Annotated in this window: 19 protein-coding genes; 7 read left to right on the top strand and 12 right to left on the bottom strand. The window is 61.3% G+C overall.

Annotation, left to right across the window (positions count from 1 at the left end; all coding sequences use genetic code 11):
• Window positions 1–104 precede the first annotated feature (104 nt).
• Window positions 105–1,220: a 5-(carboxyamino)imidazole ribonucleotide synthase gene (locus tag KUV41_RS06645; protein WP_206939967.1), complete on the bottom strand. Its 1,116-nt coding sequence runs from the start codon at window positions 1,218–1,220 to the stop codon at window positions 105–107.
• A 55-nt stretch (window positions 1,221–1,275) separates the two neighbouring features.
• Window positions 1,276–1,797 carry a 5-(carboxyamino)imidazole ribonucleotide mutase gene (gene purE / locus KUV41_RS06640; RefSeq protein ID WP_206939969.1) on the bottom strand — a complete coding sequence of 174 codons (522 nt, stop codon included), beginning with the start codon at window positions 1,795–1,797 and terminating at the stop codon, window positions 1,276–1,278.
• A 234-nt stretch (window positions 1,798–2,031) separates the two neighbouring features.
• Here purE and KUV41_RS06635 point away from each other — a divergent pair, with 234 nt between their 5' ends.
• On the top strand, window positions 2,032–2,742 hold the full coding sequence (locus KUV41_RS06635; protein WP_222485084.1) for a YbaY family lipoprotein: 711 nt from the start codon (window positions 2,032–2,034) through the stop codon (window positions 2,740–2,742).
• Between the two features lie 125 nt (window positions 2,743–2,867).
• Here the strand turns inward: KUV41_RS06635 and KUV41_RS06630 are convergent, their stop codons facing one another.
• The 4 genes from KUV41_RS06630 to KUV41_RS06615 all read right to left on the bottom strand — a co-directional run bounded on the left by KUV41_RS06630 (window position 2,868) and on the right by KUV41_RS06615 (window position 8,328).
• Entirely contained in the window at window positions 2,868–4,871 is a 2,004-nt protein-coding gene (locus KUV41_RS06630) for a TRAP transporter permease (protein WP_222483476.1), read from the bottom strand.
• A gap of 159 nt (window positions 4,872–5,030) precedes the next feature.
• Entirely contained in the window at window positions 5,031–5,609 is a 579-nt protein-coding gene (locus tag KUV41_RS06625) for a DUF1850 domain-containing protein (protein ID WP_206939975.1), read from the bottom strand.
• Window positions 5,610–5,641: 32 nt separating this feature from the next.
• Complete coding sequence (locus tag KUV41_RS06620) at window positions 5,642–6,604, bottom strand: TAXI family TRAP transporter solute-binding subunit (RefSeq protein WP_206939977.1); 963 nt, start codon at window positions 6,602–6,604, stop codon at window positions 5,642–5,644.
• Window positions 6,605–6,894: 290 nt separating this feature from the next.
• A complete protein-coding gene (locus KUV41_RS06615) occupies window positions 6,895–8,328 on the bottom strand; it encodes an APC family permease (RefSeq protein ID WP_206939978.1) in 1,434 nt (477 codons plus the stop codon).
• A gap of 357 nt (window positions 8,329–8,685) precedes the next feature.
• Here KUV41_RS06615 and KUV41_RS06610 point away from each other — a divergent pair, with 357 nt between their 5' ends.
• The 4 genes from KUV41_RS06610 to KUV41_RS06595 all read left to right on the top strand — a co-directional run bounded on the left by KUV41_RS06610 (window position 8,686) and on the right by KUV41_RS06595 (window position 12,472).
• Complete coding sequence (locus KUV41_RS06610; RefSeq protein WP_206939980.1) at window positions 8,686–8,973, top strand: XRE family transcriptional regulator; 288 nt, start codon at window positions 8,686–8,688, stop codon at window positions 8,971–8,973.
• A gap of 324 nt (window positions 8,974–9,297) precedes the next feature.
• Complete coding sequence (locus tag KUV41_RS06605; protein WP_222485081.1) at window positions 9,298–9,966, top strand: hypothetical protein; 669 nt, start codon at window positions 9,298–9,300, stop codon at window positions 9,964–9,966.
• 335 nt (window positions 9,967–10,301) lie between these two features.
• Window positions 10,302–11,447, top strand: coding sequence for a GGDEF domain-containing protein (locus tag KUV41_RS06600; RefSeq protein WP_222161679.1), 1,146 nt, complete (start codon window positions 10,302–10,304; stop codon window positions 11,445–11,447).
• Between the two features lie 353 nt (window positions 11,448–11,800).
• Window positions 11,801–12,472 carry a hypothetical protein gene (locus tag KUV41_RS06595; protein ID WP_222485079.1) on the top strand — a complete coding sequence of 224 codons (672 nt, stop codon included), beginning with the start codon at window positions 11,801–11,803 and terminating at the stop codon, window positions 12,470–12,472.
• A 96-nt stretch (window positions 12,473–12,568) separates the two neighbouring features.
• Here KUV41_RS06595 and KUV41_RS06590 read toward each other — a convergent pair whose 3' ends face one another.
• The gene (locus tag KUV41_RS06590) at window positions 12,569–13,243 is read right to left on the bottom strand and encodes a peroxidase-related enzyme (protein ID WP_222485077.1); all 675 of its coding nucleotides are present in this window, start codon (window positions 13,241–13,243) and stop codon (window positions 12,569–12,571) included.
• A gap of 216 nt (window positions 13,244–13,459) precedes the next feature.
• Window positions 13,460–14,959: a CoA-acylating methylmalonate-semialdehyde dehydrogenase gene (locus KUV41_RS06585; RefSeq protein WP_222485075.1), complete on the bottom strand. Its 1,500-nt coding sequence runs from the start codon at window positions 14,957–14,959 to the stop codon at window positions 13,460–13,462.
• Between the two features lie 231 nt (window positions 14,960–15,190).
• Between KUV41_RS06585 and KUV41_RS06580 the strand changes: the two genes are divergently transcribed.
• Window positions 15,191–16,156: a LysR family transcriptional regulator gene (locus KUV41_RS06580; protein ID WP_222483472.1), complete on the top strand. Its 966-nt coding sequence runs from the start codon at window positions 15,191–15,193 to the stop codon at window positions 16,154–16,156.
• A 198-nt stretch (window positions 16,157–16,354) separates the two neighbouring features.
• Here the strand turns inward: KUV41_RS06580 and KUV41_RS06575 are convergent, their stop codons facing one another.
• From KUV41_RS06575 to KUV41_RS06565, 3 genes are all read right to left on the bottom strand, one after another.
• Window positions 16,355–17,017 (bottom strand): LuxR C-terminal-related transcriptional regulator, encoded by a 663-nt coding sequence (locus KUV41_RS06575; protein ID WP_206939996.1) that lies wholly within the window; start codon window positions 17,015–17,017, stop codon window positions 16,355–16,357.
• Window positions 17,018–17,275: 258 nt separating this feature from the next.
• The gene (gene acs, locus KUV41_RS06570) at window positions 17,276–19,225 is read right to left on the bottom strand and encodes an acetate--CoA ligase (RefSeq protein ID WP_222237142.1); all 1,950 of its coding nucleotides are present in this window, start codon (window positions 19,223–19,225) and stop codon (window positions 17,276–17,278) included.
• Window positions 19,226–19,391: 166 nt separating this feature from the next.
• Window positions 19,392–19,976, bottom strand: coding sequence for a SprT-like domain-containing protein (locus tag KUV41_RS06565; protein ID WP_222485073.1), 585 nt, complete (start codon window positions 19,974–19,976; stop codon window positions 19,392–19,394).
• Window positions 19,977–20,072: 96 nt separating this feature from the next.
• Between KUV41_RS06565 and KUV41_RS06560 the strand changes: the two genes are divergently transcribed.
• Complete coding sequence (locus KUV41_RS06560; RefSeq protein ID WP_222485071.1) at window positions 20,073–20,774, top strand: YecA family protein; 702 nt, start codon at window positions 20,073–20,075, stop codon at window positions 20,772–20,774.
• A gap of 110 nt (window positions 20,775–20,884) precedes the next feature.
• On the opposite strand, the gene KUV41_RS06555 is transcribed toward KUV41_RS06560, so the two are convergent.
• On the bottom strand, window positions 20,885–22,009 hold the full coding sequence (locus tag KUV41_RS06555; RefSeq protein WP_222237139.1) for a phospholipase D-like domain-containing protein: 1,125 nt from the start codon (window positions 22,007–22,009) through the stop codon (window positions 20,885–20,887).
• Window positions 22,010–22,172 lie beyond the last annotated feature (163 nt).

The following is a 22,172-nucleotide window of genomic DNA, read 5'->3' as shown; positions in this document are numbered from 1 at the left end:
GACCGCCAGCGGCTAAGTACCAACAGTACAAACAGTACAAGCAGCACAAACGACAGCGGGCCCCCAGAAGGGGCCCGCTGTGCTTGTTGCCACGCAACCTACGCTCAGTCTTCGAAGCTGAAGCGCACCTCAGGGGCATCGGGTACCAGCGCTGCGCACTGGCGAACACGATCCAGCAAGGTCGCATGATCGGCGGCCACCAGATTGATGTGGCCCAGCTTGCGGCCTGCTCGTTCGCTCTTGTCGTAGCGATGCAGATGGGCATCGGGCATGGCCAGCACCTGGCTCGGGTCCGGCTCACGACCGATCACGTTGACCATGCAGGTGGGAGCACGCGCGCTGGTATCGCCCAGCGGCAAGCCCTGGATGGCGCGCAAATGGTTCTCGAACTGGCTGGTGACCGCACCGTCCATGGTCCAATGACCGGAGTTATGGACCCGTGGCGCCATCTCGTTGGCCAACAGGCTACCGTCGGCACACTGAAACAGCTCCAGCGTCAGCACGCCGACATAGTCCAGCTCGTCCAGCAGCGCACGAATGTACTCATCGGCAGTATGCTGAACACTGTCATCCAGGTTGGGCATGGGCGCCAGCGAGTAACGCAGGATGCCGTCGACGTGCACGTTCTCGGCCATGGGATAGAACACGACCTGTCCATCACGGCCGCGCACGGCAATGATCGATACCTCGCGAACAAAGTCGACAAAGGACTCGACGATCAGCCGCGGGTGGTTGATGCGCGACCAGGCGTCTGCAGCGTCGCTTGGCTGCTTGAGCACCGCCTGCCCCTTGCCGTCGTAGCCCTCGGTGATAGACTTGGCCACCACCGGAGTCCCCAGTTCCTTGGCGGCGGCCTCCAGCGCCTCTGCGCTGTCTACCAACCGATAGGCGGGAGTGGGAATGCCCAGGCGATCAAACAGTGCCTTTTCCTCGGCCCGGTTCTGACACACGCGAATCGCTTCGCTGCCCGGATAGACCGGCCGCTCTGCCTCGATCGCCTGAACCAGCGAGACTGGCAGATGCTCGAACTCATAGGTGACCAGGTCGACATCTTCGAGAAAGCTCTGAATATGTTTCTGGTCGGTGTCGATCATCACCTCACCGATGCCGGCACTGGGATTCCCGGTGGTATCGAGAAAGCGGAACCGGTTGGCCAACGGGTAGCCGGCGAGCGCCAGCATGCGGCCAAGCTGTCCGGCCCCGAGAACACCAATCTTCATGACTTGCTCCTATGCTCTTACGACGGTCGTGCAAGGGTTGGGGCGCCTAACACGCTCAGCCCTGGCGCGCTTCCGGCGGACGGGGATCAGGGTTATCCAGCACCGTCTGCGTCTGCTCGGCGCGGAAGGCTTCTACCGCATCACGCACCGCGCTATCGGCAAGCCCGACGATCTGAGCCGCCAGCAGCCCCGCGTTGGTCGCGCCAGCCTTGCCGATCGCCAGCGTACCCACCGCTACGCCACCTGGCATCTGGGCGATCGACAGCAACGAGTCCAGCCCTTTCAACGCCTTGGATTCAACCGGAACACCCAGCACCGGCAATGCCGTCTGCGACGCCACCATGCCCGGCAGGTGGGCCGCGCCTCCTGCACCAGCGATGATGACCTGGATGCCACGCTCGGCAGCACTCTTGGCGTAGTCGAACAACAGGTCCGGCGTCCGATGCGCGGAGACGACCTGGGTTTCATAGCTCACGCCCAAGCGCTCCAGCATGGTGACGGCGTGCTCCATGACAGGCCAGTCAGACTTGGAACCCATGATCACGCCGACCCGGGGCGCTGGGGAGGTGGATGACATCGGCAACTCCTCGAAGAAACGACGGTGCCGCAGCAAAGAAATCGCCGCGACTAGGGAACAATCGGGAAGCGCCATAGTCTAGCAGAGCCGAGGGAGCGATACCTCTCCCGATACAGACGTCGTCAGCCAGCGACAGCAACATTCATTCTGACTGCGCATTGGTCTGCTACTTTTTTCTGTCATCGCCAATGTCACAGCGTCTATTAGGACGACACGCTCACCAAGGAGAGAGCCATGAAACCGACCCTGCTGCTTATCGCCGCCTTAACATCTGGCCTGGCGCTGGCCGGTTGCGACGATAGCCAGAGCAACGCCAGCAGCTCCCAGGGCAGTGCCGAGACCAGCCAGCAGGCCAGCGCCGAGCAGGCCACACAGATGACCCTCAAGGGTACCGTCAGCTTTGCCGAAACTGGGCAGACACTGCCACAGGGCGCTGACGTGAAGGTCCTTCTTAACGATGTGGCCCTGGCCGATGCTCCGGCCAAGACCATTGCCGAGACCACGGTCTCGATCGACCGTCAGGCGCCCACCGATTTCTCTTTGAGCTATGACGCCGACGATGTCAGCGAACGTCACACCCACAGCCTGCGAGGGGAAATCCGGGGCGACGACGGCCAGCTGATCTGGACCAGCACCCAAGCCAACCCGGTCGAGGTCGGCCCAGACGCCGACCAGCCTCCGGTGTCCATCGTGCTCCACCCGGTGGGAGCCGATGGCAACGCGCAGAGTGAAAGCATGCAGCAAGCCCAGGAGGCCTTGCTGTCGAGCGGTGATGAGCCCACCGCCGCGGAGAAGCAGGCCGCTGAGCAGGCCGACGCGGTGGCCGAGCAAGCAGCTGGCATGCAGGAACCCAGCCAGGGAGCAGCGGCCGCCGGCGGCGGCAATGCGACAGCCCCTGATGCGACAGCCCCTACTGAAGGCAGCGACAGCGCTCAAGCCCAGTAACGCGGGCCCCCGTACGGATCTGGCCTAGCGGTTCCACAACACAGCGTGTGCCACGACACAACGACAGCGCCGTGCCCTGAGGCACGGCGCTGTCGTCACGCTGGGAAAACCTGTCACTCGACCAACTAGGCGGGCGTTGCCACCCTGCGCGACTCCCAATAGTTGAAACCAATGATCGCTGCCATCACCGCGGCCCCGGCAACGTCGAACATCATCGACGGCAGGAACACGCCCACGATTGCCGGCAACAGCAGCAGCCGCTGCCACAGCGGAATCCGGGTGAACAGGTAGCCCTCCAGCGTCGCCGCAAAGGCACCCAACGCCAGCAGGCCCGTCACGCCCTTCCAGATCAACAGCCAGACCGGCCCACCGATAATGATTTCGGGGTTGTAGACCATGAACAGCGGCACCAGATACAGGCCCTTGGCGAACTTCCAGGACTGGAAGCTGGTCTCCATCGGCTTGGCACCCGCAATGGCAGCACCTGCAAAGCCTGCCAGTGCAATAGGTGGCGTCACGTTGGAATCCTGGGAGTACCAGAACACCACCAGGTGAGCGATCAGCAGCGGTACGCCAAACTCATTGGAGAGTGCCGGACCGACCAGCACGATCAGCACGATATAGCTCGCCGTTACCGGCAGGCCCATGCCCAGGACCAGACTGGCCAGCAGCACCATGATCAGCGCCAGCAGCAAGTGGCCGTTGGAGAAGGCCAGCATCATGGCCGAGAACTTGAGGCCGAGGCCGGTCAAACCAACCACGCCAACGATGATACCGGCCACCGCACAGGCCATGGTCACCGCCACCGCGTTGCGTGCCCCAAGCTCCAGCCCCTCAAGCAGCTTCATCAGGCCATTGCGACAGGCCAGGCCCAGGCGCTGGGCATTGACCGGCTGCCCCTCCTTTGGCGCAACGAACAAGAACCAGACGGCGAAGCGCAACACGGCCACCACCAGCATGCAGACGATGGCGTAATACCCTACCCGCATCGGCGACATGTTCATCACCAACAGCCACACCAGCACCGCCAGCGGCAGCAGGAAGTGCCAGCCATGCTTGAGCACGTCGCTCATCTGCGGCAACTCTTCCTTGGCCATGCCTTGCATGCCCTCTTTCAGGGCGATGATGTGGACGAAAAGGTAGACCGTGCCAAAGTACATGAAGGCCGGAAGAATGCTGACCTTGACCACCTCGAGGTAAGGCAGCCGGGTGTATTCCGCAATCAGAAATGCCCCAGCCCCCATCAATGGCGGCATGATCTGCCCCCCGGTAGAGGCCGCCGCCTCGATGCCCCCCGCCTGATGCGGCTTGTAGCCAAGACGCTTCATCAGAGGAATGGTAAAGGCGCCGGTGGTCACCACGTTGGCGATGGCACTCCCTGAGATCGACCCCATCCCGGCAGAGGCAATCACTGCAGCCTTGGCGGGCCCTCCGCGCTGGCGCCCGGTGGCGGCATACGCCAGATCGATGAAGAACTTGCCTGCGCCAGTGATCTCGAGAAAGGCACCAAACAGGACAAAGATGAAGATGTAGGTGGCGGCTACCCCCATGGGCAGACCAAAAATGCCTTCCTGGCCCAGGTACAGCTGGCCCACCAGGCGATCCAGATTGTAGCCGCGGTGTTCCAGGATGCCCGGCAGGAACTGCCCGAGCCAGGGCAACTCGCCCCGGGGGCCGGCAAAAGCGTAGAGAATGGCGATCATGCCGATGATGGTCATGCCAAGCCCCACCGCTCGCCGACTGGCCTCCAGCACAGTCACGGTGGCGATGATGCCCACCCAGATATCGGTCTGGCTCCAGAATCCTGCGCGATTGATGATCTCGTCAAGATACAGCGCCATATAACCGCCGGTGACGACGGCGCCACAGAAGAACACCAGGTCGATGAGCGCTCCCACCGGGCCTCGCCCTCTGGACGGGCCGAACACGGGGAACATCAAAAACGCCAGCATCATGACCAGCGCCAGGTGGATGCTGCGCTGATAGAACAAGCCGAGCGGCTGGATGCCAGCCGAATAGAGCTGAAACAGTGACAGGCCGATCGCTACCAGAGAGATCAGCCACAGTACGATTTTCGAGTGGTTGGCCTGGCTGCCAGGCACCACGGGAGAAGCTGGCGATTCGCTCATCGTTATCTTCCTGGGAGTGTCAGTCAGGGGCATGCTGGTGTCAGCCTTGCGCCATCAAATGGCGCAACAGCGACGGTCGCTCCCTGCCTTATCGGCGAATTTCGCCTTGCATGTACGTTAGACAATGGCTGGTCGTGCCAGCCTTGGGGGTGCTCAAGCCTAGCCTGGACCATGGTCATCCACGCCGCGCCCCTCCAGGCCAACGCTGACCAAACGCCCGGCCGCGATATCGCTTAAGCTGATCGGGGTAGCCTGCGCGGGCAACGCTTCCGCCCAGGCGGCTGCACACGACCGTCCCGCAGCGACCAACCTTTCCAGCGTGGGCTTTCCACGGCTGACCAGGCGGTGATCAACGCGCTTGGCGCCAACCCGCAACCGGTAGTGATTACCCGGTACCGCCTCGTCGATATCGTTGATCCAGTAGCCTCCCTGCCCATCACTGACCTGCCGCCCGCGGCCCGGCACATGGTCAAGGCCGGCGGCAAAGTCGGGCAAGTGGCTGCGCTCCAGCACCATTTGACCTTCTACGTGACGGTAGCAGTCGAGCACCTCGAACCCTTCCACGGAATGGTTCCAGGCCATGCACCACCCTGCGCCAGGCGGCATCGGGATTGCCACCAGCAGCCTGCCCTCACTATCGCGAACCGTCAGTTGATCGTCACAGCTCGACGTCAGCTCCGCAGCCACTGCGTTCATCGGCGCCACACCCAGCCATAGCACGCACAAGGCGAGCCCCATGGCTCGCCTTGTGAAGCGTGTCCCCATGACCATCAGGGACGCTGCTTGTCCTGCACCTCAGCACCGACTTCCTCGTAGTAACGCAGGGCACCCGGATGGAAGGCAATGGGCGTGGACTCCACCGAAAACTCAACCGTGGTGTCATTGGCGGCAGGATGAATGGCGATCAGTTCATCGGTCTGCTCGAACAACGTCTTGGTGATCTGGTAGGCCAGCTCGTCATCCATCTCGCTGCTGGCAATCAGCACATTGGGTACGCCCAGGGTCTGCACCGCGGCGTCCATGCCTTCATAAAGGCCTTGCTTGAGCTCGTAGGCGGCGAACACCGGCTCGTCTTCTTGGGCGTTGGCGACTTCCTCGTCGCTGAGACCGATCAGGCGCACGTCGCTGGTGGTCGCCAGATTCAGAATCGAGCTGGTGGGCGGACCGACACTCCAGAAGCCGACATCGATATCGCCGTCACGCAAGGCATCAGCGGTTTCGTTGAAGTTGAGGCGCCGTGCGTCGAAATCGTCATAGCTGAGGCCGTTGGCCTCAAGGATGGCACGAGCGTTAAGTTCGGTACCGCTACCCGGGGCGCCCACCGATACCACCTTACCTTCCAGGTCATCCAGCGAGTCGATACCGGAGTCCGCCATGGTGACGATCTGCACCGCGTTGGGGTAGATCGACGCAATAGCACGAATGTTTTCGAGCTTGCGCCCCTCGAAATCGCCGGTGCCGGTCGCCCCCTGGTACACCGTATCCGCCAGCGCCAAGGCAAGGTCCGAGTCGCCGCGCCACACCAGCCCCATATTCTCTACCGAGGCACCAGTGACCTCTGCCACGGCATCATAGCCATCAACATGCTTCTTGATCAGCTCCGCCAGGCCCCCGCCATAGGGGTAATAGGTGCCGCCGGTGCCGCCAGTGGCAATCGACAGCTGGCTCTGGGCCACCGCGGTGTGGCTGGCAACCAGCAGGGACGCCGTCAGGGCGAATGTCAGTGCTCGCATGATCTTCCTCCGTTCCTCGTGGGAACCATCGTGACGTTGTTGTTGATCGATTCGAGATGCGCTAAGCAAACTAGCAAGTGCCTAGCGACTTCGCCAATGCCAACATTTCGACGTTTTTTGTCTTTGTCTGCAATTCTCACAAGGTCTTAGATGCATCGCTGCTGATTCATGGCGTCAACGCTATTCACCAGGCCGCTGCCGCGGCCTGGCTGCGGGCGCGAGGCTCCGCGCCGCTCACCCGCTAGCGTTGAATAACGGTTCATGATGGATCGGCCGGCGACGCGGCGGACTCAGACGTCCTGCCCAGCCCCCGCCAGCTCACGCTTCATCTGGCGCTCGCTGTAGTCGGTGCCGTAGCGCTGGCGGGACCACACATACAGCCCCAGTCCAAGTCCCATCCAGCCGGCGAACAGTCCCCACTCGATCGCAGACAGCGCCGAAGGACTGCCGGGCAGGTACAGCGCAATCAGGCCCAGCGACATCACGACCGCCAGCCAGCCCACCAGCCTGGCATGCTTGACCCGGAAAGGACGTTCGAGCTCCGGCTCCTTACGCCGCAGTATCAGGAAGGAAATGGACACAAACAGGTAGGCAATGACGATGCCCAGTCCGCCCGCCACGACCAGCCAGACCATAGCCTGGCGACCCAGCAGCGGAGCCAGACTGGACACAAGTCCCATCAGCAGAATGGCGTTGACCGGCGTCCGATGACGGGGATGCAGCTTGGCCAGGAAGGCCGGCAACATGCCGCAATGCGCCAGGGCATAGATGGCCCGGGAGCCTCCCACATAGAAGGCATTCCAACTGGTCAGGATGCCCGCGATACCTGCCAGCACCATCAGATTGGCGGCCCAGGGAGTGTTGAACACCGCCCGCATCGCATCCGGTACCGCGAGGGAGCTGTTCTCGAGTTCAGCGGGAGACAGCATCAGCGCGGTCCCCAGCACGATGAAGGCGTACCAGAACACGGCCAGCACCACGGACAGCATCAACACGCGTCCGATATCGCGAAACGGCAGGTCGATCTCCTCCGCAGCCTGGGGGATGACATCAAAGCCGACGAACAGGAACGGCACCATGATCAGCACCATGGTGATTCCCCCAAGCACCCCGCTCTCGGTGTTGAACAGCGGTGTCAGATTGGCGCTGCCGCCCTCGAACAAGGCGCCAGTAATGAACATCACGCCCACCGCCAGGATCAGCAAGGTCACCAGCTTCTGCACCAGCGCAGCGGTGCGCACGCCGACGTAGTTGATGATCATCATGACGATCGAACCGGCCATGCCCACGGCGACCCAGGTCGCCTTGACGTCCCATCCGGCCAGCGTCCAAAGATGCCCGACCGCATAGGAAGGGAACAGGTGTTCGACGACGGTGGGCAGCGCCACCGCCTCGAACGCCACCACGCTCAGATAGCCCAGCACGATGGCCCATGTACACAAAAATGAGGCGAAGTGCCCCATGGCGCGATAGCTGTAGACGTGCTCCCCGCCCACCTGTGGCATCGCCGACGCCAGCTCGGCGTAGGTCAGGCCCACTAGCACGATGACCGCTCCACCGAGCAAAAAGGCCAGAATGGCACCCAGGCTCCCGGCTGAGGTGATAAAGCCTCCGGTGAGGACAATCCAGCCCCAGCCCACCATGGCACCAAACGCCAGGGCCAGCACATCCTTGCGCGCGAGCACTCGACTTAGCTGTGCTCCTTCACTGCTGTTCGCTTGCATAATCTATCGCTCGTTGTGACTCCCCCGCCCTGGCTACCCGCGAAGGGACAACAGGTCAGAACAGGTCAGGCGGGGGGAAAGCTCTCATGCCAGAGCCTTTCTTGTTGAATGTATCCCTCGAGCGAGAAAACTATCACGCGCTACTCTGCCGTCAGCAGCACTGGTTGATACCTCTTTCGTCTAAGTTTACATCGGCGCAGCATACCTCCATTCGCCCATGCACCCGGGCGCAGCGGGCCTCCCTGCGCTTTCCCCTGACGGCCCCGTCAATGACACTAGCCGTTTGCCGATTTTGGACTGGCAAGGGAGCAAAAAAGGTTGCATGCTGTAGGGGTCGCAAACGCCCATTGGAGCACCATGAGCACCGCAGATTCCTTGTCTCGAGCAGACGCCTCAGAACCGCCTCCTCGACGATGCCCTGACCTCGACGTCAGGGACCTGGAACAGCGCACACGACTGATGCGCATCGTCACACGGCTGATTGCCGTATCCGATCTCGGAAGCCGTGAGATCGCCCGCCGCGCAGGCCTACCCATGCAAAAGATCAGTGATCTATTGTCTGGAAGGCTGGAGCACTTCACCTGCGATGAATTGCAGGCCATCCGCCGAATCATCGACGATGGCCACCTATCACTGAATCACTGAACTGAACCTCGGAACAGAACCTCTGAGCCGAATCACTGAATAGCTCACGCTGACGACGTCGCCCGCAGGCGATGACGTCAGCTTCCGTGTTTCCCGATCGCGCCTGGCTCAGTGTTGCCAAGCACGGGGCGCTGTGCCCTTACCTTCGCCAGTCGTCGCGGGCACCGCTCGGGGTTACACTGACGTGGCCGCTAGGCCGTTCTGGCGATGCCATGGAACCTTCGCTGACTGCCGAACTCTCACTTTCCACGTATCTCTGCATCACGCGTCTTCACCCTTTGTGCTTCTTTCCCCCTTCTTTACCCCTATGTAGAGGAAATCCCCATGCGCCGTTCCCTTCTGGCAGCCTGCCTTCTGTGCATGTCCCCCATGGTGCTGGCCGACGGCCAGGCCACCCTGGTAGACGGCAGTGGCGATCCCGATAGCGCAGTGACGGCACGTTGGATAGGAGACCAGCTTCGCCTGGACTTCCCTCGTCACGCCGCCAAGGGCTACTTGCTACTTCGCGATGGCAAAGGGTATGCGGTGACCAACTTCGGCGGACAGCCGGTGGTTCTGGGTATCCGTGACCTGCAGTCGATTGCCGGGCAGCTCGGCGGACAGGACATGTCGCAACTGGGCAGCTATCAGGCTCAGCAGGTGCTGGCCCTAGAGCCCACTGGCTCAACGGAGAGCGTTGCGGGTATCGAAGGAGACGTATACCGCCTCGACTGGATCAATCGTGACGGCGATCGTCGCCAGGACTCACTGGTACTCAGCCAGCGCGGCGAGGTCCGAGAATTACTGCAGGTGGTCGACCGCTATCAGCGCATCATGACGGGACAACCGGATCCAGTGGCCGCCCAACTGGAACAGCGTGGACTTGGTATCCTGCGTTTCGGTGACAAGTTCCAGGTCTCCCAACTGACCTCCACTCCTCCTGATGCCGCCGCTTTAACCCTTCCCGCGCAAGGTGGCAACGTCTCCGACCTGCTCCGCTCAGTGATCCAGTAAAGACGTCGACTCATACGGCTGCGCCGTCATCCTGGCATGACGGCGCAGGCGCGTAACACCCGCTATTTCGCGTCACCCTCCAATCTCTCCCCCTGCCTCTCGGCGCCACGCCCTTCCCCCCTTGTACACTGGTGCTGACGACCTTCTCGCCAGCCAACATGTACTCATTTGCGCACTGCGTGGAATCCTCGTGTGTCAATGGCGTGCACAATCGCCAAAATGCGGTGCAAGCCCGGCCGTAACGCGATATATGTTGAAGACACACTTCTTCTTAATGTCGGCGCCGGGGGTTTTTGTCAATCCGCGAGCGGCGCATCAATCCGGTGAGAGTCGCCATGAGGCCGATCGACAAATCCCTGCTCGAGCAGATGCATATCAGCGAGGTAGAGATTCAGCGCCGCAAGGAGTTCCTGAATCTTGATGAGGCAGGTCTGGCTGATCTGGCTGCGCTAAAGCCCATCATTAATGAACATATCGAAATCATTGTCGAAGAGTTCTACGAGCGCCAGACCGAAATCGATGAAATCAGCCTGCTGATCGGCGACTCGGAAACCCTTCAGCGGCTGCGTTCCGCTCAGCGCCAGTACGTGCTTGATCTGTTCACCGGTTACTACGATGCGGAATACGTCAACAGCCGGCTGCGCATCGGACTGGTACACAAGCGTATCGGGGTGGAGCCCAAGCTGTTCCTTGCCGCCATGAGAACCCTCAAGGAAATCCTGTTTCGGGTGATCGACGAGAACCTGACCGATCAACACAGTCTTACCTCGGCCAAGGATAACCTCGACAAGTTGATGTACTTCGATATCACGCTGGTCTTCGATACCTATATCGACACCCTGCTCAATGAAGTGCACAGCGCCAAGCGGCGAATGGAAATCTATGCCCGCAATCTCGAGGAAAAGACGAAGGAGCTTGCCACCTACGCCGAGAAGGACGCGCTGACGGGACTGTTCAATCAACGCGGCATGAGCGAGGCCTTGAGTCGCGAAATCCGCATGGCAGAAAGGCGGCACTCGCTGGTCAGCCTGATCTACTGCGACATCGATGACTTCAAGCAGATCAACGATACCTATGGCCATCACAAGGGTGACGAGATACTGATCACCTTTGGCCAGATCATGCGTGAGACCGTGAGGTCCAGCGACATCTGCTGTCGCCTTGGCGGCGACGAGTTCTGCTGCATCCTGCCTGACTGCGACGTCAAGAGTGCGGGTACCATTGGCAGCAAGATCGAACTGGCCTTTCAGGACAAGTACCCGGACTTCTCCATTAGCCTGGGGGTGGCCGAGACTGGCGACCGCGAGTACCTGCGCGAGGAGGAATTGCTGCGTGCGGCAGATGCCATGATGTATCGCAACAAGGAAGCCAGAAAGCGAGGCCGCAGCAATAAGGCCGCCAAGCCCTCCCCCACTGACGACGCGCAAGTAACGGACAAGCAGGCTGCTCAGCCCACCACGGCCCACAACGATGAACGCTAGGCACCGAGCAGCTGATCGATCATCTGGCCTGACGCCCTAGTCAAGCGCTGAACACATCAGCCGAGCACAACGCGATGCCAGGCAACCGAAACACAGCGTTCGGAGCCTATGCGGTATCGCTGTTGAACTCGAGAGCGCGCAACGCGGTGAATCGTCGGCGCAGATATTGATGCAATGTTTTCCTGGCACCGGGAACCCCACGAAGATATCTGCGCAACCATAGATAAGGCCGTAACTCAGACAGTCAACAAGACCGTCCAGCAAGACAGCCGTTGCCATGCTTAAAGAAACAGGATTAACTTATTAAGCTAAGCAAATGACACTATTCGCCCGGCTCTCGAGGACATGTCGCCATGCCATACAGCGAAGCCAAGGAACACGCGCCCTGCCGTCTGCATCGCCTGTTCACCTCGCCCTATACTGCATTCGACAATCAGGCCAACGAGCGCCAGCTGCATCTGTTACTGGCATTGCAGACGCTGCTGTTCGGCCCTCTTGAGCAGGGCAGACTGACCTTGAGACTGCTCGATGGCTGGCAGAATGGCGACTGCCAGCCTCATACGCTGGTCTATCAGGATATCGATATCCGTCGGCCCGAGGACTTGGCCACGGCCTCCCCCGCGATGCCATGGCGCCCGCTGCTTTCCACCACCCTGGAAGAGTCTCTTTCCCAGGCCCTGGAAGACGATGTTGGCCTTCCCGATGATATTCGCCACACCCCCGCCAGATGGCCTGCTTTTGCGGGTGGGCTCTCGCTCTATACGCGCTACAAGGTGTGCCATCGTCTGATTTATGGAGAAGACGACAGCTATCGTTCGATACGCTGCGAGACACCTGCCGGCTTGCGGGAAATCCACGAGTTCCACCTGCAGGAGGGTGATTTTGCCATCAGCCTGCCACACGCCGATGCCAAGGACGGCAGCGACGATACCGTGGGCCTGGTTGCACATGGCTCCCAGCGCCAGCTGCTTGCACGATGGCTGATCGAGCTGGCCGAAAAGCCGCTGCTCTCCCTGCTGAGCTGAGGTCACCAGCCAAGCGACACCAGGCGCCCGCGACGCAGCGACTCGTCCGCGCAGGCAGGCATGCCGTGTTTCCTCGAGCTCGCTTGCCTTGCGAACCTAAGGGTTGGACTCGCGGGGCACCCGCCCCATCAGGTAGAACTCTGGATTCGGTGGCGTGCCGGTCAAGGTGACCAATCGATTAGACAGGCCAAAGAAGGCACAGATGGCGCCAATGTCCCAAATGTCGTCTTGGGTAAAGCCCACTGCCTCGAGTCGCGTCATCCACTCCTCGGTCAACTCACCTACGTCGATGCCGCAGTGAATCGCGGCGTCCAGCATCACACGATGCCGCTCGCTTAGGTCCGCGCTATGGTGATTGATCGCCACGCGATCCGCCAACAATGGATCCTTGCTGTAGAGCCTCACCAAGGCGCCATGGGCCACCACACAGTACAGGCAGCGGTTACGCGCGCTGGTGGCGACCACGATCATCTCCTTTTCGGCCTTGGTCAGGGTATCTGACTCCCGCTCCATCAGAGCATCGTGGTAGGCAAAGAAGGCGCGAAACTCAGCGGGCCGATGGGCCAACATCAAGAACACATTGGGGATAAAACCCGCCTTGTGTTGAACGGCAAGAATGCTGTCACGAATATCGTCGGGCAACTCGTCAAGAGACGCTGGAATGGGAAAGCGACTCAGGGAGGGATCATCGGACGACGGTGCCGACGATGACAGGGAAGAAGATAACGAAGACGAGAGAGGAGGAGAAACGGATGACGAGCGAGACGACATGGGCGGACTCCAGCATTGAGTGAGGTGGCTCTCGGAACACTGACTTTACGTTAACGTAAAGCAAGCGCTCTCACTCTTGTCCTTTGATCGAACACGCCCCACCTGTCTACCTACGACAATGCCCCGTTGCCGGGGCATTGTCGCGGGTTCTGGCGTCCTTCAGTTCAGTTCAGTTCAGTTCAGTTCAGTTCACAGCTCAGCTCAGCTCAGCTCAGCTCAGCTCAGCGAGATCGTGCTGTTAATGCCAGAGGAGACATTTTCAGGCTCAAACCAGCGCGCAGTCACCGTCTTGGTCTGGGTCCAGAAACTGATCGCCTGCTTGCCGTTGGGGCCCAGGTCGCCCAGCTTGGATGCCCGTGAGCCGGTGAAGCTGAAATAGGCGACCGGTACCGGGATCGGCACATTGATGCCTACCTGCCCCACATCGATATCCGTCTCGAAGCGCCGCGCCACCCATCCCGAGTTGGTAAAGATCGAGGTGCCGTTACCGTTAGGATTGGCATTGATGAAGGCGATTGCCTCATCCAGCGTGTCCACTTCCACCACGCACAGCACTGGGCCGAAAATCTCTTCCCGGTAGATGTCCATCTCGGCGGTAACACCCGCAAACAGTGTAGGCCCCACAAAGTTGCCCTGGGGATAACCTTCCACCTGACAGCCACGCCCATCGACCAGCAGCCTGGCGCCCTCCTGCTCACCCTGGACGATCAGGCGTTCAACCCGGTCCTTGGCCGCCGGAGACACCAGTGGGCCGAGATCCGCCTGACGGTCGGTGCCTGGCCCCACTCTCATGTTGCGTGCACCTTCCACGATATCGTCCAGCCATTCCCGCGCCTGGCCGACCAGCACCACGACGGAGTTCGCCATGCAGCGCTGACCAGCAGCGCCAAAGGCGGAACCCAGCAGATTGTTGATAGCCTGGCTGCGATTGGCATCGGGCATGACCACACAGTGATTCTTGGCTCCCATCATGGCCTGGGCACGCTTGCCGGACTCGCTGGCCCGGCGGTAGAGCTGGGTACCGACATGGGTCGAGCCGATAAAGGACATGGCCTTGATATCCGGGTGCTCGCACAGACGGTTGGCCACATCTGGGCCACCGTGCACGACATTCAGCACGCCAGGCGGGACACCGGCTTCAAGGGCCAGTTCGACCAGCCGCATGGTCGAGCTGGGATCCTGCTCGGAGGGCTTGAGGACGAAGGTATTGCCCGTGGCGATCGCCAGCGGAAACATGAAGCATGGCAACATGATGGGGAAGTTGAAAGCGGTGATCCCGGCGCCCACGCCAAGGGGCTGGTTGAGGGTATAGACATCCACCTCACTGGCCGCATTTTCCGCCACTTCGCCGAGCTGCAACGAGGTAATCGAGCAGGCATGCTCCACCACCTCGAGCCCACGCCCCACCTCTCCTTCTGCATCAGGCAACGTCTTGCCATGCTCCTCGCTGATCAAGGCCGCAAGCTCAGGGGTGTGTTCACGGATCAGAGCTTGCAGCTTCAGCATGATCCTCATGCGCTTGCCGAGCGGCACCTTGCGCCAGCTGGAGAAGGCCTGGTGGGCGTTGGCGACCGCCTTGTCGACCTCTTCGAGGGTACAGAAGGGGACCCTGGCTACCACCTCCTGGGTGGCCGGGTTGGTCACGTCGCGCCATTCACTGGACTGCGAGGGGACGGCCTGGCCATCGATGATCATCGGAATATCGCGGACTGTCATGGCGTGCTCCTACTCTTGTCGTTGTCGTATCGCGTTGTTGCCGTATCGTGTCGCTGTCAACACCAGCGGCTCGCGTGGTGCAGGGCGATCCACCAACGCCCAGCGTGAGGCTACACACGCAAGCAAAGAGGGTCAGTCTAGCCACAGGTCGGATAGCCAAACAATGTTCAGCGAGGCACATTGCTTGTGCAATTTTGCAAAAGCGATGTCGGCGGACAACCGGAGGCAAACGTGCTCGACTGGCAGGATCTGCAGGTCTTTCTTGAAGTGGCCAGACACCCTCGCCTGGCCGATGCCGCGCGGCGCCTGGGGGTCGATCATTCCACCCTATCTCGTCGAACACGCCGGTTTGAACAGCGCCTCAACACTCAGCTGTTTGAACGCAGTACTCATGGCTATCGTCTTACGCCAGCCGGCGAGCGATTGAAGGTGCACGCAGAGCTCATGGCACGCCATGCAGACGACGCCACTGACGGTCTGGTCGACCACAACCTGAGGCTGGAAGGACAGATTCGACTGGGTGTCACCGAGGGCTTTGGCACCTGGGTGATAGCGCCCCTGCTCAGCGCTTTCTGTCGCCGACATCCAGGCCTCACTCTAGACCTGCTGGCACTCCCTAGAGTCGTCAACTTGAGCCGTCATGAGGCCGACCTGGCGATTACCATCGAACGGCCGGCCAATCAGGGCCTGGTCACATCCCGGCTGTGCGATTACCGCTTGAAGCTTTACGCCGCGGATCGCTACCTGCGACAGCACGGTGCCCCCCTGCACCGCTCGGAACTCAGCCAGCACCCGCTGATCGGCTACGTGGATGACTTGCTGTTCAGCGAGCAGCTCAATTATCTGGACCCTCTGCTGGCACATCGCCGCGAGGACACCAAGGCCCACTTTTCACTACGCAGCACCAGTGTCACGACACAAATGATGGCAACCGAAAGCGGTGCCGGTCTTGGCGTGCTGCCATGTTTCATGGCTGCCGGGCGTGCCGAGCTGAGGACAGTGCTCGACCACGACGTATCAATCGACAGGCAGTTCTGGGTCACCGCGCGGCAGGAACAGCGGCAGCTGACGCGCATCCGCTTGCTGTGGGACTACCTGCGGGAGGCTCTCGCGCTCAACCAGGACTTCCTGATGGGAAGGCAGGCGCAGCTGGTCATGCCGGACGACGACCCCGGCAGCGATCAGGCCTCGCCCTGATGCCCCCTGCCGGGCCCCCTCGCTAAGCACTCCTCGTCGGGAGCCCCTCGCCGGGCACCCCTAGCCGGGCGCCCCTCGCCGGGCACCCCTAGCCGGGCGCCCCTCGCCGGGCACCCCTAGCCGGGCGCCCCAAAACACAACACCCCGCCGGATGGCGGGGTGTTGCTGTGTTGCTCTGCAGCGCTGGACCAGGTCCGTTCAGGACTCGACCTTGGGCGGCTCGACCTCAAGCTTCTGCGCGGCGATCACCGCCTGGGTGCGTGAATGCACCCCAAGCTTGCGCAGAATCGCCGTGACGTGGGCTTTGATGGTGGCCTCAGACACATTCAACTCGTAGGCAATCTGCTTGTTGAGAAGCCCTTCCGTCAGCATGTTCAGCACGCGGAACTGCTGGGGTGTCAGCGAGGCGATCGCCTCAGCGAAACGGGCTTCTTCTTCATCGGCTTCACCGAGGGCGTCCGCCATGTCTTCCGGTAGCCACACCTCACCATCGAGAATCTCCCCCACGGCTTCAGCAATCAACGCCAGCGAAGAAGACTTGGGAATGAAGCCGGACGCACCGTAGTCGATGGCTCGACGAACCACGTGCAGCTCATCACTGCCGGACACTACCGCCACCGGCACGTCCGGGGTCTGTCCACGCAACTGGATCAGCCCAGAGAAGCCGTGAGCGCCAGGCATGTGCAGGTCGAGCAGAATCAGATCGGCATCAGGATGCCGGATCACCACGTCGGAAGTGGCTTCCATGGTATCCGCTTCAATGATCTCGGCCTGAGGTGCCAATTGGCGCAGCGCCTGCGTCAAGGCAGCACGGAACAGCGGATGATCATCGGCAACGATGAATTTCTGGGCAAAGGCCATGGATTCTCCTCCGGATTCCGCTGCGGCGTGTCAGGCCCTGACGCCACAACGCAAGACGCTTGTTTGACCAGCATGTTACCCCATGGCCACCGGCTTTCCCAAGCACCCTTGCACTCCCTTCATCAACGTCGGCCACAAGATGCCCATCAAGTCCGCACCATTCGGTGCACTCCAGACGAAAAGACGCCGGTGGCGGGCATCGCCGCCACCGGCGTTTCGGCATGATTCATGCCATGTCGAGCGTCTGCCAACCCGCTGTTACTTGATGGCGCGGTGCTCGATCAGGTCTTCCACCACCGTGGGATCGGCCAGCGTGCTGGTATCACCCAGTCCATCGCATTCGTTGGCCGCGATCTTGCGCAAGATACGCCGCATGATCTTGCCAGAGCGCGTCTTGGGAAGCCCCGGCGCCCACTGGATATGGTCAGGCGATGCGATGGGGCCGATGTCCTTGCGCACCCACTGGGTCAATTCCTTGCGCAGTTCATCGCTGGGCTCCGCCTCATCGTTAAGGGTCACGTAAATATAGATGCCCTGCCCCTTGATATCGTGCGGGAAGCCCACCACCGCGGCCTCCGCGACGGCGGAGTGAGCCACCAGCGATGACTCGATCTCGGCCGTCCCCATGCGGTGGCCCGAGACATTTAGCACATCATCTACCCGGCCGGTAATCCAGTAATAGCCGTCCTCGTCGCGACGACAACCATCGCCGGTGAAGTAGGTTCCTTCATAGGTCGAGAAATAGGTCTGCACGAAGCGCTCATGGTTGTTCCAGATGGAACGTGCCTGCCCCGGCCAGGAATCGAGGATGACCAGGTTGCCCTCGGTCGCGCCGTCAAGTCGCTTGCCTTCGTTGTCCACCAGTGCGGGCTGCACCCCGAAGAAAGGCAACGTCGCCGAACCCGGCTTCTGCGCAATGGCACCGGGGAGCGGGGTAATCATGATGCCGCCGGTCTCGGTCTGCCACCAGGTGTCCACGATTGGGCACTGGCCGTTGCCGATGACTCGGTGGAACCACTCCCAGGCTTCCGGATTGATCGGCTCCCCGACAGACCCCAGCAGACGCAGGCTGCTGCGCGAGCTGGAATCCATGACATGGTCACCATGGGCCATCAGGGCGCGCACTGCCGTCGGGGCGGTATAGAGAATGTTGACCTTGTGCTTGTCGACGATCTCGCCCATGCGGCCGTGAGTGGGGTAGCTGGGCACCCCTTCAAACATCAGGGTAACGGCGCCATTGGCCAGGGGCCCGTAGACGATATAACTGTGTCCGGTGACCCAGCCCACGTCCGCGGTGCACCAGTAGACCTCGTCCTCGTGGTAGTCGAACACGTACTGATGGGTCAGGCTGGCGTAGGTCAGGTAGCCACCGGTGGTGTGCTTGAGCCCCTTGGGGGTACCGGTAGAACCAGAGGTATACAGAATGAACAGCGGGTCTTCAGCGCCCATCTCTTCCGCGGGGCAGTCAGTGTCCTGTCCTGCCACCAGGTCGTGGTACCAGACATCACGATCCTGGTGCCACTCGATATCCCCACCGGTGCGCTTGACCACCAGCACCTTCTCCGCCACATCGGTGCCATCGCGAGTCAGCGCCGCATCCACGTTGTCCTTCAGCGGCACGTGCTTGCCGCCACGAACCGACTCGTCCGCCGTGATGATGATGCGAGAAGCAGCGTCCTTGACCCGCTGTGCCAGCGCGTCAGGGGAGAAACCGCCGAACACGACCGAGTGCACCGCGCCGATACGCGCACAGGCCAGCATGGCCATGGCGGCCTCGGGAATCATCGGCATGTAGAGCGTCACCGTGTCGCCCTTGCCAACGCCAAGCGATTTCAATCCGTTGGCCAACTGACAGGTACGCTCGTACAGCTCGCGGTAGGTGATGATCGACGACTCGCCGGGATCGTCACCTTCCCAGATGATGGCCGGCTTGTCGCCACGGGTCTCGAGGTGACGGTCCAGGCAGTTGGCGGCGACATTCAGGGTGCCGTCCTCGAACCAGCGGATATCCACATTGTCACTGGCGTAGGAGACCGACTTGATGGTGTTGGGGGCCTTGATCCAGTCGAGGCGAGCGGCCTGCTCTTTCCAGAAAGCTTCAGGGTCTTCCACCGACTGCCGATAGAGCTTGTCATAGGTGGCCTTGTCGGCCCAGGCGGTCTTGGCGAACGTATCGGAGACCGGATAGACGTGCTTGTGATCGCTCATGGTGCTCTGTCCTTGGATACCCATTGAAGTGGAGAGCCAGCCGCCAACAGAGGCGTGTCCGGCGCGAATAACCTGCTAGCCAGCATAACGTTGCCAGCCCAGGCTTTCCCCTTAGACATTGGTATGACTATTTTTGTTTTTACAAACAAAGAGTTATGCCATTTTTTCAGTCGACCCGATCGATGTAGCAAAGCCGCCCACGACAGTGGCGACAGCGATACTCTTGACCGGCCTTCGCATTGGCGTGGCGGCGAGCAGAAAAATGGTGGTCACGACAGTGGCAGCGATAGCGAAACGGTGCAGGACTGGACCGGCTGGTGTCAAAGCGATGTGTCACCCTGGGTGACAGGCCAAACAGGCGCACCATGACGGTCTGCCACTCCCGCCCGTGCGGACGAAAGGAAGGACCATCCTCAAGGTGCCAGACCAACCAGTGGGCTACCTCATGGGGAATCACCTCATCAAAGAAGGCCTGGCGGTTCTCCTCCAGCAGCCTGGGATTGAAGCGCAGCCCTCCTCGGCCGAAATGCGCCTGACCAGCGCCCTTCCCCCGCAGATCACACCACACAGCGGGTTCCGGCAGATGCGGGTGAACGTCGCGACACAGGGCCACCGCCGCTTTCACTCTGGCATTCACCGCCGCATGCAGGGCCTTGGCCCCGAGCGCTTCCAGCCACTCTCCGTCCACCGCGGGAAGTACCGGGGCGGTGCCTGCCAAAGCAGCATGCGGTCTGCGTCGCGTCTCACTCATTTAATCATCAGTCTCCCTCAAGGAATGCTAGAATGCCGCCTCGAACCAGGGCGGTAAAGACCGCCCCCATTCCACCCCCGACCAAGTGAGCGCTCCATGTCCGACGCCGAAACGCCGCTCCCGCAACCGCTGCTCGAAGATGATGCCCTGGACCTGCTCGATGACTTTCTCGAGGAAAGGGCCGGCGCTGATGCGCTAGACCTGATTGGCGCGCACGGCTTTCTGGTCGCCCTGGCAGTGGCGCCACGGGAAACCGATGCTGCCACTTGGGTGGCCGAGCTGTTCCACGGCTCACCGGAGTTCGAGTCAGAGCAGGAGCGTGAGATCATCCTGGGGCTGTTCGAGCAGCTCAGGTCCAACGCCATCAATGTGCTGGAAAGTGGGGGGCTGCCAGAGCTGCCCTTCGAGCTGACGCTGGATGGCATGGCAGCGGAAGAGACTCCCATCGGGGACTGGTGTGCCGGTTTCATGGAGGGCGTCTTCCTGGACGAGGCCCCCTGGTTCGAGGGCGACGAAGAAAGCGTCGCCACCTTGCTGCTGCCCTTCATGGCACTATCGGGGCTGTTTGCCGATGAACCCGACATGGCGGACCTGGCCGGCGATGCGAAACGTCTGGAGGAGCTGGTCAACCAATTGCCTGAACTGGTGCTGGATCTGTATCTGCACTTCCGGGTGCCGCCGGATACCCCCAAGCCCAAGCCAAGAGGCAAGTCCCCCGCACGGGGCAAGGGCGCGCCACCTTCCGCCAAGAAGGGAGCAGGCGGCAAGGGCGGCGCCAAAGGCAAGGGCAAGCGCTGAGCCTTACTGCCACTAGCGCTGCCACCGGCGCTGCGACCGGCACTGTCATCGGGTTCGGCGAGGCCTGGCGTCGTCGAGCCCGCGCTGGACGAGGCGGTATCCACCGTCCATCAGCGCAAGCGCGTCATCCAGCCATCGAGAGTGCCATACAGCCAGGTTCTCAACTTTGCCCACAGTGAGCGGCGGCTCCAATGCTCATGCGAGATTTCCTTGCTGACGGCAAAATTGCGCTGGAACAGCGTCGCCACCTCCTGCGCCAAGCCAGCATCTTCCACTTCCTGGTTGGCCTCCAGGTTCCATTGCAGGCTCCAGTGATCAAAGTTGCACGACCCTAGACTGACCCAGTCGTCCACCATGACGAATTTGGCATGGATAAAGCTCGGCTGAAATTCGTAGATGCGCACGCCGGCGCGCAGCAGGCGCGAGTAGAAGCGCTGTCCGGCATATCGAATACCGGGATGATCATGGTCCTGCCCTGGCAGCAACAGGCGCACATCCACCCCTTTGCGTGCCGCTCGCTGCAGCCTCAGTCGCGTACCCAATGTCGGCACGAAGTAGGGCGTACATAGCCACAACCGACCCTGACTGGTATCGATACGCTGCTGCAATGAATGACGGATCGCCTGAAAGCGATAGCCACGCCCCCACATGACCCTGGCCCGCATCTTGCCATCCGCCGCGTCAGCGGTGGCGGCTGCAGCGCGTACGCGAGGTAGCGCCGGCGCCTGGTCGGCGCCTCTGGCCAGCGGTGAATTCCACACCTGGGCAAACAGCGCGACCCAGTCGTTGACGACCGGCCCCCGCACCCGCACTGCCACCTCGAACCAGGCCGACAGGAAGTCATCCACCGCACCAAATCCGCCGGTGAAGGCAAGCCGCTGGTCGACCACCACCAGCTTGCGGTGATCGCGGCTGACGTTGCGGGCCAGCGAATGCCAGCCCAGCGGGTTGAAGTCACGCAACCAGACTCCGCCTGCCGTCAGCCGCTGTCGATCAGCGCGTGACAGCCCCATCGCGCCAAATCCATCCAGCAGCAGATAGACCGCCACCCCCCTGGCGGCCGCATCGGCCAACGCCTCGATGACTCGGTTGGCCAGCTCGCCCGATTCCATCAGATACAGCTCTACCAGCACAGATTCCTGTGCCTGAGCCACCGCCTCGAACAAGGCCGGCAGAAATCGATCTGCCTCTGGCAGCAGTTCCACCGCGTTGTGCTCACGCCATTGGGTACTCATCTCGCCTGGCCTCCATGCCATTGCATGCGGGTCGTTGCCTGGCCACGGCAGCGTCACACCCGCCACCATCGTGACTCCTGAATACCCTAATCAAAGGGCACAGAAAAGTCGCGAGAGAAGGTGGCCTGACGCCAGCCTTCTTCGCAATTAATCCCAAGTTTGC

The sequence above is a fragment of the Halomonas sp. DP8Y7-1 genome (genome assembly GCF_019801685.1).
Classification (GTDB): domain Bacteria; phylum Pseudomonadota; class Gammaproteobacteria; order Pseudomonadales; family Halomonadaceae; genus Halomonas; species Halomonas litopenaei_A.
Note: the sequence above shows the minus strand (reverse complement) of the source record. Positions and strands in the feature narration are given on the sequence as shown.